Annotated in this window: 12 protein-coding genes; 2 read left to right on the forward strand and 10 right to left on the reverse strand. The window is 69.5% G+C overall.

All coding sequences use genetic code 11. The features are described from left to right. The 4 genes from JHC99_RS04885 to JHC99_RS04900 all read right to left on the reverse strand — a co-directional run. A partial coding sequence (locus JHC99_RS04885) for a folylpolyglutamate synthase/dihydrofolate synthase family protein (protein WP_292152336.1) occupies positions 1-1,107 on the reverse strand: 1,107 nt, incomplete at its 3' end. Between the two features lie 58 nt (positions 1,108-1,165). Next, on the reverse strand, positions 1,166-2,992 hold the full coding sequence (locus JHC99_RS04890; RefSeq protein WP_292152337.1) for a heparinase II/III family protein: 1,827 nt from the start codon (positions 2,990-2,992) through the stop codon (positions 1,166-1,168). Between the two features lie 7 nt (positions 2,993-2,999). Then, positions 3,000-3,662, reverse strand: coding sequence for a ribulose-phosphate 3-epimerase (rpe, locus tag JHC99_RS04895; protein WP_292152338.1), 663 nt, complete (start codon positions 3,660-3,662; stop codon positions 3,000-3,002). Positions 3,663-4,072: 410 nt separating this feature from the next. Further along, positions 4,073-4,972, reverse strand: a complete 900-nt coding sequence (locus tag JHC99_RS04900; RefSeq protein WP_292152339.1) for a dienelactone hydrolase family protein — start codon at positions 4,970-4,972, stop codon at positions 4,073-4,075. A gap of 136 nt (positions 4,973-5,108) precedes the next feature. Here JHC99_RS04900 and xth point away from each other — a divergent pair, with 136 nt between their 5' ends. Next, positions 5,109-5,906, forward strand: a complete 798-nt coding sequence (gene xth / locus JHC99_RS04905; RefSeq protein WP_292152340.1) for an exodeoxyribonuclease III — start codon at positions 5,109-5,111, stop codon at positions 5,904-5,906. 3 nt (positions 5,907-5,909) lie between these two features. Here xth and ispG read toward each other — a convergent pair whose 3' ends face one another. The 5 genes from ispG to JHC99_RS04930 form a co-directional block, all read right to left on the reverse strand. After that, positions 5,910-7,046, reverse strand: coding sequence for a flavodoxin-dependent (E)-4-hydroxy-3-methylbut-2-enyl-diphosphate synthase (gene ispG, locus JHC99_RS04910; RefSeq protein WP_292152341.1), 1,137 nt, complete (start codon positions 7,044-7,046; stop codon positions 5,910-5,912). Between the two features lie 210 nt (positions 7,047-7,256). Further along, positions 7,257-8,267, reverse strand: coding sequence for a helix-turn-helix transcriptional regulator (locus tag JHC99_RS04915; RefSeq protein ID WP_292152342.1), 1,011 nt, complete (start codon positions 8,265-8,267; stop codon positions 7,257-7,259). 303 nt (positions 8,268-8,570) lie between these two features. Further along, on the reverse strand, positions 8,571-10,844 hold the full coding sequence (gene ptsP, locus JHC99_RS04920; protein WP_292152343.1) for a phosphoenolpyruvate--protein phosphotransferase: 2,274 nt from the start codon (positions 10,842-10,844) through the stop codon (positions 8,571-8,573). Positions 10,845-10,965: 121 nt separating this feature from the next. After that, positions 10,966-11,787 (reverse strand): HTH domain-containing protein, encoded by an 822-nt coding sequence (locus JHC99_RS04925; RefSeq protein ID WP_292152344.1) that lies wholly within the window; start codon positions 11,785-11,787, stop codon positions 10,966-10,968. 296 nt (positions 11,788-12,083) lie between these two features. Then, positions 12,084-13,391, reverse strand: coding sequence for a CocE/NonD family hydrolase (locus JHC99_RS04930; protein WP_292152345.1), 1,308 nt, complete (start codon positions 13,389-13,391; stop codon positions 12,084-12,086). Between the two features lie 255 nt (positions 13,392-13,646). Here JHC99_RS04930 and JHC99_RS04935 point away from each other — a divergent pair, with 255 nt between their 5' ends. Then, complete coding sequence (locus JHC99_RS04935; protein ID WP_292152346.1) at positions 13,647-14,357, forward strand: LytTR family DNA-binding domain-containing protein; 711 nt, start codon at positions 13,647-13,649, stop codon at positions 14,355-14,357. Between the two features lie 30 nt (positions 14,358-14,387). Here JHC99_RS04935 and JHC99_RS04940 read toward each other — a convergent pair whose 3' ends face one another. Beyond that, positions 14,388-15,662, reverse strand: a complete 1,275-nt coding sequence (locus tag JHC99_RS04940) for an aspartate kinase (protein WP_292152347.1) — start codon at positions 15,660-15,662, stop codon at positions 14,388-14,390. Positions 15,663-15,739: the final 77 nt, after the last annotated feature.

Here is a 15,739-nt window from a genome sequence, read left to right on the forward strand (position 1 = left end):
GGCTCCGTCGAACCCGACGGTGAAGACGTGGGCGTCCGACCCCTTCAGCGCCTCGAAGAACCCGCCCGCATCCTTGTTGGCCAGCATCCCGACGATCAGGGCCAGGGGGCGCGGTGCCTTGGCCTGACGGTCGGTCAGGGCCTGGGCCAGGGCCAGACCCGCATGCGGATTATGCCCGCCGTCCAGCCACAGCTCGGCCCCCCCTTGGTCGCCTGGGGCCGCGCGCGCCGCCTCGGCGTAAGGCCCCGCCGTCAACCGCTGCATCCGCGCCGGCCACCGTACGGTCCGGAGCCCTTCCGCGATCGCGTCCTCGGGCAGGTCCAGTTCCAGCGCCACAGCGACCGCCAGTCCCGCATTGTCGATCTGGTGGGCCCCGAACAGGGCCGGAGCCGGCAGGTCGAGGAACCGCTCCAGGTCCTGGAACACCATTCCGCCCCGCTCGCCCCAGGCGTCGAAATCGGTGCCCATCACCGTCAGGGGCGAGGCGACCCGACCGGCTGCCTTCTCGATCACGGCCATGGCCGTCTCCGACTGGCGCGCTACGATGCCCCGGGCCCCGGCTTTCAGGATGCCTGCCTTCTCTCCGGCCACGGCCTCGATCGTGGTGCCCAGGAACTCGGCATGGTCCAGATCGACGGGTGCGATCACGCTGACCAGGGGCCGTTCAATGACGTTGGTGGCGTCCAGCGATCCGCCCAGGCCGACCTCGACGATGGCCAGGTCGGCGGGAACGTCCGCCATGGCCAGGAAGGCGGCGGCCGTGGTGCTTTCGAACACCGTCGCCTGCACGCCCCGCACCGCCTCGATCCGGTCCAGGATCGCCTCCAGCCGCGCGTCGTCGATCAGCCGTCCCGCCAGCCGGATCCGCTCGTTGAACCGCACCAGATGCGGCGAGGTATAGGTGTGGACCCGCAGACCCGCCGCCTCGGCCATCGCCCGGATGAAGGCGACCGTCGATCCCTTGCCATTGGTACCGGCCACATGGATCACCGGCGGCAGCCGATGCTGCGGCTCGCCCAGCACGGCCAGCAGGGTGCGCATCCGGTCCAGCGACAGGTCGATCTTCTGCGGGTGGCGCAGGCGCAGGCGTTCCGAGATCGGGTCCATGGTCCAAGCCGTATGGGCGGATGCCGGCGACTTCAAGTCTGCGGCACGCAAGCCCCCGTCAGACCGGATCGCCCGCCGCCCCGGCCGGGCTCAGCTTCCAGCGGATCTTGGTCTCGGCGTCGGTGCGGGCCGAGCCACGCACGACGATCTGAAGCGAGCGCCGGGTCAGGCCTTCGTCAATGTGGACGCTGGGCTCGATCGCCACGTCCGGCCCGTCGGTCCTGAACCACCAGCCCCGGCCGGAATGGCCGCGCAACAGGATCGAGCGGCGGTCACGGGCCAGGGAAGCCTGCACCCCCGGCTCCAGATGGAAACGCACCGCATAGGGGGCGGCGATGGCGCGGACGACGTCGCCCTCGACATGGCTGGGGGCCGGATGCAGCCGTTCCTCGGCGCGAAGCTCGTCCAGCCTCTGATCCAGATAGAGGCGGCGCTGGTGCAGCAGGCCGAAGGGCACGGCCCAGCCGTCGTGCTCCATCTCCAGCCAGACGGCACCCTCCGCCTCGCGATGTTCGGCGCCGACGTGGATCGGGCGGCCGATCAGGCGCGGTCCCAGAAGCTCGCCCTTCCACCCGCCGAGGGGATCGCCCAGCGACTGTTCCCCGAGCGTCAGGGTCGAATGGCCGGGGGTCAGGCGCAGGGCCTGTCGATCCGCGGCGCGCGGGCTCCAGCCGCAGCCGGTGACGATCCGGTCTCGGCCACAGGCGATCTCCAGCGCCAGGGGCTGGGCGCAGGCGGCCTCGCCCCAGGCCCCGTGCGCGGGCCGGGCGGTGTCGGCGACGACGGTCAGCAGCGCCCCGTGGATGCGACGCAGGCCGCCGACGCTGCCGGCGATCGGGGCCCTAGCGGCCTCGGTCTGGGACCAGTCGTCGTGCGCTCGGGCGGCGGCGACAAGGACCGCCTGGCTGGGCCCACCGCCCTGGAAGCTGGTCAGCCGGCCGTCGGGCAGGGTCTGGACGCGCAGGGCCGCCGTCAGCCGCTGGATGGCCCCGCCGATGGATTCCGGCGAGGTCTCCGACAACTGCGAGAGGGCATCCTCGAGCGTCAGCAGGTCCAGCAGCAGGGCCAGACCCGCCTCCGGATTGCGGGAGGCATGGCCACCGTCGCCCGCCACGGTGGCGCGCAGGGCCCCGGCCAGGGCGTGGATGGCACGCTTGCGCAGGGACGCCCCGGAGGGTCCGGCGATGACGCAACCCGCGACGGCGGCGGCGACCATCCGCTCGGCCTTTCCGGCCAAGCCGCCGGGCGGACGCAGCAGCTGGCGCGCCTGACGGCCCAGGATGTCGATCAGCCGCTGACGCTCGGCCTCGGTGGCGACCCCGCCCAGCTTGCGGGCGGCGCACGACAGGTTGAACACCCGCCGCGACAGGATCTCGGGGCCCCAGGCGAAGGGCGACCAGCGCGCGAAATGGTCGGCCCACAGCAGGGTCAGCCGCAGGGCCTCGCGCGCGCCCTTCTCGCCCTGCGTCATCAGGCCGGGCAGCCAGGCGAAGGCATGCAGATCGACCGCAAAGGCCTTGGTCGGACAGGGCCGGTCCCAGACGTCGCCGCCGGCCTCGACCTCGAGCGTCGAGCCGGCCAGGGTCGCGCGGCCGGACAGCAGCGCCTTGCCGACCTGGGCGTCGGCGGGACGGAAATCGCGCGGGGTCGCCGAGAAGGCCGTGGCCTTGGCCCCCTTCAGCGTCAGCGTATAGCCCGGCAGGCCATAGAGCTCGATCCACATCTGGCGGGTCAGCATCCGCCCGGCGATGGCGGGCCACAGGGTCGGGCCGGTGTGGGGACCACCGGCGCGGACAGGGGTGCGGACGGGTGCCCCACGCAGGCCGGGGATGGCCCCGGGTGCGGGAGCCTCGGCCTCTGTGGCGCGGCGCGCGAAGGGGCTCAAGGCCATCTCAGACGGCCTTCAGGGCCGCGATATTGGCGGCGTAGGCGGATGGCCCGCCCCGGAAGACGGCGGTCCCGGCCACCAGGGCATCGGCTCCGGCAGCGACGCAGGCGGCGGCGTTCGCGGCAGTCACGCCCCCGTCGACCTGGAGGTGTGCCTTGGATCCGGCGGCGTCGAGCAGGGCGCGGGCCCGTTCGATCTTGCGATAGGAGGCGTCGATAAAAGCCTGGCCGCCGAAGCCGGGATTGACCGACATGATCAGCACCAGATCGACCAGGTCGATGACGTCCTCCAGCAGGCCCAGCGGCGTGCCCGGGTTGAACACCACCCCCGCCCTGGCCCCCAGCTGACGAATCCGGCCCAGCGTCCGGTGCAGATGCGGACCGCTTTCGGGATGAACCGTCAGGATATCAGCCCCCGCCTCACGATACGCCTCAAGCCAGGGATCGACAGGCGCGACCATCAGGTGGACGTCGAACGGCAGGGTCGTATGCGACCGCAGGGCCTTCACCACGTCGGGGCCGATTGTGATGTTGGGCACGAAATGGCCGTCCATCACATCGACATGGACCCAGTCGGCCCCCGCCGCCTCGATGGCGGCGACCTCCGCCCCCAGCTTTGCAAAGTCGCTGGCCAGGATGGACGGGCAGATCAGGGGCGCGCGGGTCATGGTCAGGGGATAGGGCGCGTCGCCGGATCGGGCAAGCGGGGGCCTGTTTCAGACAGAGCAAACGCTTCAGATCAAAGACCTCCCAATCCCGAGCCTACCCCTCCGTGGAAAGGGCCCATGCGGACGTCAGCGTGCCGCGCCGTTTGGCGGTGGCGGTCCAAGAAACAGGCCGCCAAACCGCCAAACCGCCACGGCGGCTCCAAACAAATCAACGACTTGCGTTTCAGAGACCGAACCCACGGCCACACGGCGTCGCCGCGATGTCCTGCAATTTCAAAGACCGTGGCGGAGAAGTGGGGAAGATTGGGTCGAGCCGCAAGGGAAAATAGGAAAATAATCATCTCGCGGGGACAGGAGAGAGGATCGGCTTGCCGATGCCGCGCCTCGATCAAGCAAAAGCGATCGCGGTGCTACTTCAACTTCGCCTCGAACACGCCCAGCAGTTTGCTCCAGCCGTCGGCGGCGTCGGCCGCGTTGTAGCTTGCGCGATAGTCGGCGTGGAAGCCGTGCTGGGCGTCGGGATAGACGTCGATGCGGCTGTCGGTCTTGCCGGCCGCGGTGAGGGCCGCGTTCATGGCCTCGACGGCCGTCAGGGGGATGCCCTGGTCCTGACCGCCGTACAGGCCCAGCACGGGGGCCTTCAGGTCCTTGGCCAGGTCGACGGGCCAGGGCGCACCGGCCGCGACCTGTTCCGGCGTGGCGGTGGACGACGGTGCCAGCTGACCGTACCAGGCGACACCGGCGTCGATCTGGGCGAAGCGGGCGCAGGCCTGCCAGACGACCTTGCCGCCCCAGCAATAGCCGGTAATGCCGATCTTGTCGGTGGCCCAGGACTGGGCGGCGACCCAGTCCAGCGTGGCCGACACGTCGCCCATGACCTGTTCGTATTTGGCCTGGCTGACGATGGTGCGGATCTGGGCGAAGTCGGACAGGGGTGCCGGGTCGGCGACGCGCACGAAGAAGGCCGGGGCGATGGCGGCATAGCCGGCCTTGGCCAGCCGGCGGCAGATGTCCTCGATATAGGCGTGGACGCCGAAGATTTCGGACGCGACGATCACCACCGGGAAGGGTCCCGCGCCCTCGGGCCGGGCGACATAGGCCGGAAGCGCGAAGCCGTCCGGGGCCGGATAGGTGACGTCAGCGGCGACCAGTCCGGCGGTGTCGGTGACCACCGGGGTCGCGCTCTGGGCCAGGGCGGCGACGGCGTATCCGCTGAAGAACAGGCCGCCTACGGCACCGACCCCCAGGGTCCGGCGCGAGAATTTCAGGTCGTCGGCGGTCTGGCCTTCGGGACGGATCAGGACGGTCATCAGGGGGCTCCGGGTGGTCGACTGGGGTTGAGGCAAGTCTGCGCCCGGCAGGGAAAGCCGTCGAGACCCCAACCCGTTCCATGCGACGATAGGCGCGGGGTCGCGCCCGGTGCGGCGGGCCGCTAGAAGCGGGGCCATGACCCTGCGCATCGCCACCTGGAACATCAATTCGGTCCGCCTGCGCATCGACCAGGTGGCGCGGTTCGTGGCCGAGAGCGGGACCGACATCCTGTGCCTGCAGGAAATCAAATGCCTGGAGGACCAGTTTCCCAGGAACGCCTTTGCCGAGATGGGGATGCCGCACCTGAAGATCGCGGGCCAGAAGGGCTGGCACGGGGTGGCCATCGCCTCGAAGCTGCCGATCGAGGACAGCCAGACCTTCCAGGCCTGCAAGCTCGGCCATGCTCGGTGCGTGTCGGGGCTGATCGCCGGGGTCGATGTCCAGAACTTCTACATCCCGGCGGGCGGCGACCTGCCCGACCGGGAGCTGAACGCCAAGTTCGATCACAAGATGGATTTCTATGAGCAGCTGACCGAGACGGTCGAGCGTCAGGACCGGTCGCGGCGACTGCTGATGTGCGGCGACTTCAACATCGCGCCCAGTGAGTTCGACGTCTGGAACCACAAATACATGTCCAAGGTGGTCAGCCACACGCCGGGCGAGGTCCAGACGCTGAATCGGCTTCAGGCCGCGGGCGGGTTCGCCGATGTGGTCCGCGACGCCTTTCCCGAGCCGCAGAAGCTGGCGTCATGGTGGAGCTATCGCGCCCAGGATTTCAGGGTGTCGCAGAGGGGCCTGAGGCTCGACCACATCTGGACCTCGCCGGGACTGACCCCGTCGGTGGTGCCGGGATCGGCGACCATCCACGAACCGGTGCGCGCCTGGGAGCAGCCCAGCGACCACTGCCCGATCACGGTCGATCTGGACGTCTGAAGGCTATTCGGCGGCTTCGAGGGCCAGCTTGGCGGCATCCAGTTCGGCGGCCTTGGCCTCGACCAGGCTGACGATGTGGTCGACCATCTCGCCGTTGGCCAGTTTGTGGGCGATCTTGCCGTTCAGATAGACCATGCCCGACCCCGCCCCGCCGCCGGTGAAGCCGACGTCGGTATAAAGGGCCTCGCCCGGGCCGTTGACGACACAGCCGATGATCGACAGCGACATCGGCGTGGCGATGTGGGCCAGCTTTTCTTCCAGGATGCCGACCGTCTCGATGACGTTGAACCCCTGACGGGCGCAAGACGGACAGGCGATGATGTTGATGCCCCGGTGGCGCAGGCCCAGCGACTTCAGAATGTCGAAGCCGACCTTGATCTCCTCGACCGGATCGGCGGCGAGACTGACCCGGATGGTGTCGCCGATCCCGGCCCACAGCATGTTGCCCATGCCGATGGCGGACTTGATCGTGCCGGTGCGCAGCGGCCCGGCCTCGGTGACGCCGAGGTGCAGCGGGCAGTCGATGACCTCGGCCAGCTGCTGATAGGCGGCGACCGTCAGGAAGGGGTCCGACGCCTTCACAGAGATCTTGAACTCGTGGAAGTCGTGGTCCTGGAGGATGCGGGCGTGGTTGAGGGCACTCTCGACCATGGCGTCGGGGCAGGGCTCGCCGTATTTTTCCAGCAGTTCCTTTTCCAGCGAGCCGGCGTTGACGCCGATGCGCATGGAGCAGCCGTGGTCCTTGGCCGCCTGGATGACGTCGCGGACGCGGCTGGCATTGCCGATATTGCCCGGATTGATCCGCAGACAGGCGGCGCCGGCCTCTGCGGCCTCGATGCCGCGCTTGTAATGGAAGTGGATGTCGGCGACGAGCGGCACCCTGGCGGCGCGGGCGATGGTCTTGAAGGCGGCGGTCGAATCCTCGTCGGGGCAGGAGACGCGGACGATGTCGGCCCCGGCCTCTTCAAGCTCGCGGATCTGGCCGATGGTGGCGTTGGCGTCGGACGTCGGGGTGTTGGTCATCGACTGGACGCTGATCGGCGCGTCGCCGCCGACCGGCACATTGCCGACCATGATCTGGCGGCTCTTGCGACGCTCGATATGGCGCCAGGGACGGATGTGGGAGTGATCTGCGCTCATGACGGCATCAAGATAGGCGCTTTATCGTGGCGGGGCCATGACGGTCCGTCTCCTCCCCGTTCGCCGCTTGGCGAATGGGGAGCCATCGACTCCGAAGGGGTGGAGGGGCTCTGAAAGCACGCACCGTGTCTGGGGGGAAGAACCCCTCCGTCACGACGCTGAAGAAGCGCCGCGCCACCTCCCCATGCTTCGCACGGGGAGGAGACGGGGTCACTGCGCCTGAACCGCCGTATTGAACTGTTGCCGCGTCTGCACCGCAGCCCGGGCGGCGGCGATCTGGGCGGCTTCGACCTGGGCGGCGGTCTGGCGGGCGAGGGCGGCGGCGCGGGCGTTGAGCTGGCTCAGGGGGCTGACGGTGGCGGGAAGCGCGCCGCCGTGTTCGCCGTTCAGATAGACGTCGAAGGCGGCCGGGTCGGAGACGTCCACGGTCGCGGCCAGGTCGATCGGTGCGCGCCAGGCCTCGCCGGCGGCCATCTGGCGGGCGAACAGGACCTGGCCGTTGGCGGTCGAGACGACCAGCAAGCCCGCCTTTTTCGCCTGAAGCACGACCTGGGAGGCGGTGGCGGCAGCGCCGTAGATGGCCCCGCGCGGATTGAAGGCCTTCTGAACCGGTCCGGCCTGGGCGGCGGCAGCGGCCGCGACGGCGGCGGGGTCCGTCGGATCGATGCCGGTCAGCTGGGCCTCGAGGCCCGGGGTGACGTACAGGGTCGGAGTGGTCTGGTCAGCCGGAGCCGGGCGCGGCGCGCCGACGGCGACCACCGACTGGCCCGGCACCTGGCCCAGGGACCAGCTTTCGGGGATCTCGGCGATGTCCGACGGGGCCGGGGCATGCATCAGGTTGACGCGCTGGAACACGTTCCAGCCGACGACGGCCAGCCCCACGACCAGCACGGCCCCGATCAGTCGGGGCGAATAGCGGCGCACATCCTCGAAAGCGACGCCCACAGGGGCCTGAAGCGGCACCGAGCCGTCCGGGCTCTCGCGCTTGAACCGCTCGACGGCCAGCTGTTCGTCGAGGCCGAGCGCAGCGGCATAGGCGCGCACATAGCCGATGGAGAAGACCCGCGACGGCAGGGAGGAAAAGTCGCCCTCCTCCAGCGCCTTGAGGAAGCGGGTGTGGACGCGGGTGATGACGGAGTATTCGGCCAGCGACCGGCCCGAGGCCTCGCGCGTCGCGCGCAGGCCGGCCCCCAGAGTCGCGGCGTCAGCGATGGAGGGCATGGGGTCCTTCCAGTCCGGATGCGCACGAAACTCGTCGGGGACAGTCCCCGTATCCAGCGCCATTAAGTCAGACCCCACTCTCGACGTTTCCGTTTGGCCCGGAGACGCCGTACTCGACCAGGACGCAAACGAAATCACATTCGTCGCCGTCACATCCGTCGATACCATGTCCGGTGTGACATCCGGATCAGCCCCAGCCAATCCGTCGCGTCCGTCTTGTGGATAACCCATTTGCATCGACGCATCAACGATCTGTTAGCCATGTCCGCTTTTCCCCTGACGCGTGTGCCAGGGCGGGACGGTTCAGATCGCGACGTTCAATTTCCGCGCCAGGCTTTCGATCTCGTTGCGGATCGAACCCGCCGATGAGCCCAGCAGGCTGGTCATGCCGCGCCGGGCGGCGGCGACGTCGGCGGACAGGATCATCCGCTTGACCGGCCCCACCCCGCCCGCCGGCGCCGACAGCCGGGTGAAGCCCAGGGTGATCAGGGCAAAGGCCTCCAGCGGCCGGCCCGCCAGCTCGCCGCAGACGGACACCGGGGTGCCGGTCTCGGCGCAGGCCTTCTGGATGGTCTGCAATGCCCTGAGCGCAGGCGGTGACAGGGGGTCGTAGCGGTCCGAGACCAGCGGATTGGTGCGGTCGGCGGCGTACATGTACTGGAACAGGTCGTTGGTCCCGACCGAGACGAAGTCGGTCAGGGGCAGGAGCGCATCGAGGTGCCACAACAGGCTGGGGCATTCGATCATGGCCCCGACCCGCAGCAGGGCCGGCAGGGGGCGGCCGCGGCGGCGGGCCCACTGGCATTCGATGTCCATCAGTTCGCGGGCGGCGCGGAACTCCTCGACCGTGGCGATCATGGGGAACATGACACGCAGCTCGCGCCCGGCCCCGGCGGCCAGCAGGGCCCGCAACTGAAGCCGCAGCAGGGCGGGCCGGTCGAGGCCCAGGCGGATGGCGCGACGACCGAGGGCCGGGTTCTCCTCCCGCTCGGTGGTCTCCATATAGGGCAGGACCTTGTCGCCCCCGATGTCAAGCGTGCGGAAGGTCACGGGCCGGTCGCCGGCGGCGTCGAGCACCAGCCTGTACAGCGCCGTCTGGGTGTCCAGGCGCGGCAGTTCCTCGGAGACCATGAACTGGAACTCGGTGCGGAACAGGCCGATGCCCTCGGCCCCGACGAGGTCGAGATTGTCCAGGTCGACGGCCAGGCCCGCGTTGGTCAGCAGGGTGATGCGCTGGCCGTCGGCGGTGACGGCGGGCACGTCCTTCAGCTTGGCGAACTCGGCCTGGCGCTCGCTGCGCACGGCCATGCGCGACTGGACCGAATCGAGCATGTCCGGGCGGGGCCGCAGGTGGGCCTCACCCGTTTCCCCATCGACGATGACGAGGTCGCCCTCGCTCAGCCGGTCGCGCAGGCCGGGGAGGCGGCCGACACAGGGGATACCGAGCGCCCGGGCCACGATGGCGGCATGGCTGGCGGCCGACCCCTCCTCGATCAGCAGGCCCTTCAGCGTCTCGCGCGGGTACTCCAGCAGGTCGGCGGGGCCCAGGTTCCGCGCCACCAGGATGGCGTCGTCGGGCAGGACGCGACCGCCGGGACTGTCGCCCGCCAGCACCCGCAGCAGCCGGTTGGCCAGGTCCTCGAAATCGTGCAGCCGTTCCTTGATATAGGGATCGCGGGCCTTGGCGAAGCGGGCGCGGTGTTCGTTCCTGACCCGATCCACGGCGGCCTCGGCGGTCAGGCCAGAGCGCACCGCCTCCAGCAGCGACCGGTTCCAGCCCCGGTCGTCGGCGAACATCCGATAGGTTTCCAGAACCTCGAACGACTGGCCCGCCAGCTTGCCCTGCCCGCCTTCCAGCAGGGCGTCGATCCCGGCCTTGAGGTCGGCCAGGGCCAGGTTGAGCTTCATCTCCTCCAGCACCGGATCGGCGGAGAGCAGCTTTTCGGGCGCGAGCGGGGCCTCGTGCAGAATGACGTGTCCGAAGGCGAGACCGTCGGCGAATTTCTGGCCCTTCAGCCGTTCGGGGCGGTGCGGCGCGACCTCGACGTCGCGCAGCTCCTCCTGGGCCATCAGCTCGCCACTGGCCACCGTCTCGGCCAGGACCATGGCGATGGTCTGGATGTCCTCGACCTCGTCGGGGTCGTAGCGCCGCTCGGCCCGGTTCTGGACGACCAGAACCCCGATGGCCCGGCCACCACGCAGCAGGGGCGCGCCGAGAAAGGCGTGGTAGGGATCTTCGCCGGTTTCCGGGCGATAGGCGAAGGACGGGTGGGACGGGGCGTCCGACAGGCTGATCGGCTCGGCCATCCGGGCCACCTCGCCGACCAGGCCCTCGCCGGGACGCAGCCGGGTCTCGTGGACGGCGGCGGCGTTCAGGCCGTGGGTGGCGAACAGCTCCAGCTCGCCCGAGCCGCGCCGCAGATAGATGGAACAGACCTCGGCCACCATCGACTGGGCGATGGTGCGCACGACGCGGTCCAGCCGCTCCTGGGCCGGAGCCGCCCCGGCCATGGCCTCGCGGATCTGGCGCAGGAGGTTGCGCGGCCCCCTCGTCGTCAATCCGCCGCCTACCGGCATCCCGCCTCCCGTGATGAGCGACCAAGATAGGCCGCAGGTGTGACGCTCGCTATAGCCGATCCGGGGGCGGAGACCGAATGACGGGCGGTTATCGGCGGGCTGCAGCCTGGGCGGCCGCTTCTTAGGCGTCCAGACACCCGACAGCGGCCAGGAGGACGCTGAACATGCCGTAGAAATAGAGCTGGTAACCCTCCGCGAAGGCGGGGGTCAGGACCAGCTGGTCCGGTCGTGGGCCATCGGCAGTCAGACCGGCGTCCCGCAGCGTCGCCAGCACCCGCCGGACGTGGGTGCGCGACACGCCCAGCCGCCGGGCGAGGGCCGAGGTGTTGACGGTGACGACGCCCTCTGCGCGCGCCCCGCCGCCCGCGAACGCCGCCTCGGCCAGGGCATAGGCGCACATCAGCCCCATGGACCGCCGCCCGACCCCGCCCAGGGGATCGATCAGCTCCTGATCCAGGGCCGGCGCGGCCAGATGGCGGCTGGCCAGGAAGGCGACGATGCGGTCGAAGACGTCAGAGCGATCATAGGCCTCGACCATCGGCGCCACGCGCGCGTCGATCAGGGCCAGGCTTTCCAGCTCGATCCGGTAACAGGCGCGGAACGCCTGGACCATGGCGGGGGCCGGGACATAGCGGCGCTGGCGACCGAGCTGGAAGGCGTCGGCGGGCACGATCAGCCCCGCGCTCTGCATCCGGGCCAGGATGGCGCTGGCCCGGCCTGCGCTGAACAGATCCCGCGCCGCCTCCTGCAGACCCCGGTGATACAGGCGGTCGGTCGAATGCAGATAAAGCGCCAGCACCCCGAGCGCATAGGTCGGGATGTCGCCGATGCAGCGATAGAAGCCCGGATCGCGATCCAGCAGGGCCAGGGGCGCATGGGTCGAGTGACGCATGGCGGCGTCGAAACCGGGCCTCAGGTGAACCGGTCCGGTCGTGGGTGTCATCGCTGTCTCGGTCGCCGCGCTCATACCCCGTCACTCATCGACAACCGTCCCAAAAGTGTCCAGTGGCGAGCCGAAAATCTTTGTTCTATCGCCGATGACAGGGCGTTCCTGACGCCCGGCCGGACGGTCTCGTGGATCGTCTCTCACGCGGCGCTGGAATGCGCCCGACAGAGCTTCTGGGGTGTCGGGGGACCGCCTTGGAGCCCTGGAGAGACCCACACGCCGCGCGTTGCCCCACGGCGCGCGGTGTTGACCGTCCGGCGTGGGGTGGGGACGACCGTCGACCCCAGGGGGCGCTATCGCACCGTCATCGCCCGGGCAAGGATGCGACCGTCGCCGTAGTCGCCCTCCAGCCGTCCCGCCCGCGCCCAATCCAGCATGGCCTGATAATAGCCGGGCGCATAGCCGAGCGACGTACGGCGGCTGTCGGGACCGGTCTCGAACCGGACGATGCCGTGATCGGTGTCGGGATATTCCAGCAGGGTGATCGGGCGTCCCTGGGCCGCCAGGGCGATCAGTCGACGGCGCGTGGCGTCCGGCGGCGCACCGGTGTCCTTCTCGGCCTGGATCCAGAGCATCGGGGTGGTCAGGCCGACGAGCACGGGCAGGGGGTCGTAGTCCCACGATGTCCCGACATCCAGTTGAGGAGCCATGGCGGTGATCTGTGCATTGGGGGTGTTCAGCAGCATGCCGGTGAACTCGCCCTTGATGTCGGCGAACCAGCGCTCGGCGCGGTAGCGGGCGCGGACCGCCTCCAGACCGTCGAAACCGACCGCGCCCCGTGAGGCGACGAACGCGCCGGTGACGTCGGTGATCTCGCGCGCCCTGGCCAGGACGTCGGGGCCCCATCCCTTGGCCTCGAGCGTCTGGATCACCTCGTCGCTGTCTTCCGACAGGACGCCGTAAGCCAGACCGAAGCCGACGATGACGAAATCGACGGGCGTCAGGCTGGCGGCGAGCGGCGCGACCCATCCGCCCTGGCTTGCGCCGTGCAGGCCGACACGGCTCGCGCGCGCCCCGGCCAGCCTACGGGCCTCGACCACGGCCGCCGCGGCGTCTTCGGCGAGGACATGGAAGTCCTGGGTGTAGGCGCCGTCCGATCCGCCTGACCCCCGTTTGGCATAGACGAAGACGCCGACGCCCGAGGCCGGGGCGAACCGCTGGAAGGCGTTGAAATCCAGCGCATTGGAGCCTTCCGAGCCGTGGACCTCGACCATGACGGGAACAGGACCGTCACCGGGCGGCAGGATCAGTCGCCCCCTCAGACGGGTTCCCCCGTGGCCGACGAAGGTGGTCTCCTGCGCGTCGAGCGCCACACGGCGGCCCGGTCGGCCGTCGAACGCGATCCGGTCCTCGGCACAGCTCCCGAGCTGCGGCTGCGGGCCCTCGACACGGTTGGTCCAGCCCAGGGTGCTGACCCAGCGACCGTCGGCATTCTGGATCATCCTGCTGGTGGACCCGTCCAGCCTGCGCCACCGCAGACCCGTATCGACGTTGGGTGCCAGATCGACCCAGCTGCCGTCGTCCAGACGATAGACGCCGACATGGCAGACCGCAGTGGGTTCAGGGCGTGCGCCGACATCGGCACCGGGGAGCTGGGCCATGGCGGGAAGAGCAACAAGCGATGCGGCGACGGCTAGAGCCGCGGCCAGGGTTCGGGTGAGCCGGGAGTGGGGCACGGACGGTTCCGATCAAAGGGGGGTGAGGCAGGGTTCGCTGATCGCCATTGCCGGTCGGACGGCGGCTCGCTAGGCCTTGCTTCGCGAACGGCGCCGTGGGTGCGTGAACGGGACGGCATGGACGGCAAGGCGAAGAAGCCAGGGGCGGCGGCGGCGAGGCGGTGGGCAATAGACCTCGGCATGCTGGTCGCCATAGGCGTGCTTCTGGGGTTCCTCGGCCCCTTCGACAGCGACAGTGCGCCCGCCGTGCAGCGCTATCTCTACTGGACGATCTGCCTGGTCGGATGCGGACTGATCGGGGTCGCGGCGGACGATCTGCTGAGCCGGGTCGTGACCGTGACGTGGCGGCGCGTGGCGCTGGTCTCGCTGTTGATCACGCCGCCGGGCACTCTGCTGGTGCTGGCGACCCAGAAGCTGTTGATGGGGCAGGCGTTCGGCTGGACGGTGTTTCTGGACCTGCTCTGGCAGGTGTGGCCGATCGTGCTGGCGGTGATGGCGGTGAGGGCCCTGGTCTGGCGGCGGCGGCCCACGCGGATCGAGACGCGAACCGTCATCGCCCCGCCCCTGCCCGACGCCGAGGCGGTATTCAGACGCCGCCTGTCAGCCAGACGGCGTGGTGCCCGTCTGATCGCCATCGAGGCTCACGACCACTATCTCAAGGTCCATACCGACGCCGGCGAGGAACTGATCACCCTGCGTTTCGCCGATGCCCTGGAAGACCTGGCCCAAGCCCACGGATGGCGGGTCCACCGGTCATGGTGGGTGGCCGCCGAGGCGGTGGAAGCCGTGCGTTGGCGACGCGGCGCGGGCGAGGCGCAGCTCGTCGGCGGACTGAAGGTGCCGGTCAGTCGAAGCTATAGTGCGGTGCTGAAACAGGCCGGCTGGTTCTAGCCGTCGCGGATGTCGAACCTCGACGTCGCCCTAAAGCGCGTCCAGTCCGTAGGCCGCGTGCAGCGCGCGCACCGCCAGCTCCGCATAGGCGTCCTCGATCAGCACGCTGGTCTTGATCTCCGACGTCGAGATGGCCTGGAATTTGACGCCCTTGTCGGCGAGGGCGCGGAACATGGTCTGGGCGACGCCGGCGTGGCTGCGCATACCGACGCCGATGACCGAGACCTTGGCGACGTCGGCGTCGACGCGGATTTCCTCGAAATGCAGTTCGGTCTGGGCCGCGCGCATCATCTCCTCGGCGCGCACGGCGTCACGGCGGCCCGTGGTGAAGGTCAGGTTGACCGTGCCCTCGGTGCGGGACTGGGACTGGACGATCATGTCGACGTTGACGTTGGCCTCGGCCAGGCGGGTGAAGACGTCGGCCGTGGCCTCGGTGCGGTCGATCAGGCCCAGCAGGGTGATCCGGGCCTCGTCGCGGCTCAGGGTCACGCCCGACACGATGCGCTTTTCCACGATGTCTTCCTCGTCACAGATCAATGTGCCGGCACCGACCGGCAGGTTTCCGTCCTCGTCGGGTTCGACGAAGCTCGACAGCACGCGCACGGGCACGCGCTTTGACATGGCCAGTTCGACCGACCGGGTCTGAAGCACCTTGGCGCCCAGGGACGCCATCTCCAGCATCTCTTCGTAGCTGACGCGGTTCAGCCGGGTGGCCTTCTTCTCGATGCGCGGGTCGGTCGTGTAGACGCCGTCCACGTCGGTATAGATGTCGCAGGGGCACTCCAGCGCGGCGGCGACCGCGACAGCCGATGTGTCCGAGCCGCCCCGACCCAGGGTGGTGATCCGGCCGCCGGGGGTCACGCCCTGGAAGCCGGGGATGACGGCGATCTCGCCCAGATCCATGGCGGCGCCCAGCACCTCGCCCGGCACGTCCTCGATGCGGGCGCGGCCGTGGGCGTCGTCGGTGATGATCGGTATCTGCCAGCCCATCCAGCTGCGCGCGTTCAGCCCCATGTTCCTCAGGGTCAGGGACAGCAGGCCCGCCGTGACCTGTTCGCCCGAGGCGACGACGACGTCGTATTCATCATCCGACAGGGGAAGGCCGGGCGCGGCGGGGCCCGTGCCGTCGGTCCAGGCGACCAGTTCGTTGGTCTTGCCCGCCATGGCCGAGACGACCACGGCGACCTGTTTGCCCGATTTGACCTCGGCCGCGACGATACGGGCCGCTCTACGGATACGCTCGAGGTCGCCCATCGAGGTGCCGCCGAACTTCATCACCAGTCGTGTGGTCGCAGGCGTGGTCATGGAAAGGGGGCGCGTCCGTGCGTCTAGAGGGTCTTGGTTGCGGCCTTCTAACGGCGGGCGGTGCGGTTCACAACGCA

The organism is Brevundimonas sp., from assembly GCF_016463485.1.
Classification (GTDB): Bacteria; Pseudomonadota; Alphaproteobacteria; order Caulobacterales; family Caulobacteraceae; genus Brevundimonas.

Coding starts and splice junctions, on each gene's coding strand:
- JHC99_RS04935 (WP_292152346.1), top strand. CDS start 13,647: ATGCTGGTCGCCATAGGCGTGCTTCTGGGGTTCCTCGGCCCCTTCGAC.
- JHC99_RS04940 (WP_292152347.1), bottom strand. CDS start 15,662: ATGACCACGCCTGCGACCACACGACTGGTGATGAAGTTCGGCGGCACC.
- JHC99_RS04915 (WP_292152342.1), bottom strand. CDS start 8,267: ATGCCCTCCATCGCTGACGCCGCGACTCTGGGGGCCGGCCTGCGCGCG.
- ispG (WP_292152341.1), bottom strand. CDS start 7,046: ATGAGCGCAGATCACTCCCACATCCGTCCCTGGCGCCATATCGAGCGT.
- JHC99_RS04930 (WP_292152345.1), bottom strand. CDS start 13,391: ATGGCCCAGCTCCCCGGTGCCGATGTCGGCGCACGCCCTGAACCCACT.
- ptsP (WP_292152343.1), bottom strand. CDS start 10,844: ATGCCGGTAGGCGGCGGATTGACGACGAGGGGGCCGCGCAACCTCCTG.
- JHC99_RS04900 (WP_292152339.1), bottom strand. CDS start 4,972: ATGACCGTCCTGATCCGTCCCGAAGGCCAGACCGCCGACGACCTGAAA.
- JHC99_RS04925 (WP_292152344.1), bottom strand. CDS start 11,787: ATGACACCCACGACCGGACCGGTTCACCTGAGGCCCGGTTTCGACGCC.
- rpe (WP_292152338.1), bottom strand. CDS start 3,662: ATGACCCGCGCGCCCCTGATCTGCCCGTCCATCCTGGCCAGCGACTTT.
- xth (WP_292152340.1), top strand. CDS start 5,109: ATGACCCTGCGCATCGCCACCTGGAACATCAATTCGGTCCGCCTGCGC.